Source organism: Nostoc sp. CHAB 5715 (genome assembly GCF_020829685.1).
GTDB lineage: Bacteria > Cyanobacteriota > Cyanobacteriia > Cyanobacteriales > Nostocaceae > Nostoc.
In genome coordinates, this window is sequence record NZ_JAIVFR010001026.1 from 1 (window position 1) to 2,521 (window position 2,521).

2 tRNA genes and 2 rRNA genes are annotated in these 2,521 nt (G+C 48.0%); all 4 read left to right on the forward strand.

The window, feature by feature from the left end:
• Positions 1 to 223: 223 nt before the first annotated feature.
• Positions 224 to 1,729: ribosomal RNA gene (locus LC574_RS35315) — 16S ribosomal RNA — on the forward strand.
• Between the two features lie 149 nt (positions 1,730 to 1,878).
• Positions 1,879 to 1,955, forward strand: a tRNA-Ile gene (locus LC574_RS35320).
• Between the two features lie 14 nt (positions 1,956 to 1,969).
• Positions 1,970 to 2,043 (forward strand) — tRNA-Ala (locus tag LC574_RS35325).
• A gap of 153 nt (positions 2,044 to 2,196) precedes the next feature.
• Positions 2,197 to 2,521, forward strand: a 23S ribosomal RNA gene (locus tag LC574_RS35330); the annotation flags it as partial.

Here is a 2,521-nt window from a genome sequence, read left to right on the forward strand (position 1 = left end):
TTTCTTGTTTTGAAAAGAATTAAGCAGTAACTTTGCAATCCGTTTCGACAAGTTTTTACAACGAATCAAAAACGGAAAAACAGAAAAGAGTGATCGAAGAAGAAGTGATCACATCAGATACAGAGAGTATCAACGAGCCTACGAGAGAGTAGGATAAAGTTCATTAACTTGTTGGAGATATAGACGGACTTTCGAAAAGTCAGGGACTTGCAAATAGTAATTTACTATGGAGAGTTTGATCCTGGCTCAGGATGAACGCTAGCGGCAGGCTTAATACATGCAAGTCGAGGGGGCAGCAATGTCACCGGCGGACGGGTGCGTAACGCGTATGAAACCTACCTTTATCAGGGGGATAGCCCGGGGAAACCCGGATTAATACCGCATAATATAAGGAACGGCATCGTTTTTTATTGAAAGATTTATTGGATAGAGATGGTCATGCGTAGGATTAGCTAGTTGGTAAGGTAACGGCTTACCAAGGCGACGATCCTTAGGGGCTCTGAGAGGAGTAACCCCCACACTGGCACTGAGATACGGGCCAGACTCCTACGGGAGGCAGCAGTAGGGAATATTGGGCAATGGGCGAGAGCCTGACCCAGCCATGCCGCGTGCAGGAAGACGGCCCTCTGGGTTGTAAACTGCTTTTGAATGGGAAGAACGGTAAGCCTGCGGGCTTAATTGACGGTACCATTAGAATAAGCCACGGCTAACTACGTGCCAGCAGCCGCGGTAATACGTAGGTGGCGAGCGTTATCCGGATTTATTGGGTTTAAAGGGTGCGTAGGCGGCTTAATAAGTCGGTGGTCAAAGGTAGCAGCTTAACTGTTTTACATGCCACCGATACTGTTGAGCTTGAGATATGTGGAGGCAGATGGAATTTCCGGTGTAGCGGTGAAATGCATAGATACCGGAAGGAACTCCTATTGCGAAGGCAATCTGCTACAGATAAACTGACGCTGATGCACGAAAGCGTGGGGATCAAACAGGATTAGATACCCTGGTAGTCCACGCCGTAAACGATGATTACTAGTTGTTGGCCCGCTGGGGTCAGTGACCAAGGGAAACCGATAAGTAATCCACCTGGGGAGTACGCCGGCAACGGTGAAACTCAAAGGAATTGACGGGGGTCCGCACAAGCGGTGGAGCATGTGGTTTAATTCGATGATACGCGAGGAACCTTACCTAGGCTAGAATGTGAGAGAATGTATCAGAGATGGTACAGCTAGCAATAGCTCGAAACAAGGTGCTGCATGGCCGTCGTCAGTTCGTGCCGTGAGGTGTTGGGTTAAGTCCCGCAACGAACGCAACCCCTATATTCTGTTGCCAGCATGTTATGATGGGGACTCAGAATAGACTGCCTACGCAAGTAGAGAGGAAGGAGGGGACGACGTCAGGTCATCATGGCCCTTACGCCTAGGGCGACACACGTGCTACAATGGGGGATACAGAGTGTTGCTAGCCAGTAATGGTCTGCCAATCACAAAAAGTCCTTCACAGTTCGGATTGGGGTCTGCAACTCGACCCTATGAAGCTGGAATCGCTAGTAATCGCATATCAGCCATGATGCGGTGAATACGTTCCCGGACCTTGTACACACCGCCCGTCAAGCCATGGAAGTTGGGTAGACCTGAAGCGGAAGGTAATAGACTTCGTTAGGGTAGAACCAGTAACTGGGGCTAAGTCGTAACAAGGTAGCCGTACCGGAAGGTGTGGCTGGAACACCTCCTTTTTAGAGATATTCCTGTAAAGGAAGAAAAACAAGGAAGTTCCGCGACTAATTTTTAAAGAAAGATCCGTTTATATCTCCAATGACAAGTTAAGTATTAGAAGTATGAGTAGATTGCAGGATTGAGATTCTGCGGACCACTCTTAAGATCAGGGCTTGTAGCTCAGGTGGTTAGAGCGTTACACTGATAATGTAAAGGTCCGTGGTTCGAGTCCACGCAGGCCCACCAAATTTAGATAATAAGGGGGATTAGCTCAGCTGGCTAGAGCACCTGCTTTGCAAGCAGGGGGTCAACGGTTCGACTCCGTTATTCTCCACAAGAGAAAGAGGAAATATCTCCGACTGACGTAAGGAAGAAGGGAAAGACAGGTATAGATATAGTACATATACCACTGATTACCACCGGGGAGCAGTCCCCACCGGTAAGGAAGAGTTCATTGACATGATGAGAAAGACTGAGAAGAAATAATGAAGAGTTAATTAAGGGCGTACGGGGGATGCCTAGGGTCTCAGAGGCGAAGAAGGGCGTGATAAGCTGCGAAAAGCTACGGGGAAGAGCACATATCTGTTAATCCGTAGATACCCGAATGGGGCAACCCAATAGACTGAAGGTCTATTATTCTGACTAAGTCAGAAGGCGAACGTGGGGAACTGAAACATCTAAGTACCCATAGGAGAAGAAAACAACAGTGATTCCGGAAGTAGTGGCGAGCGAACCATCAAGGAAAAACTTGTTTTCATCCTCAGGATTATTCACTTCCAACTGAGGAGACTGGGCTGTAATTTTACTGCGGA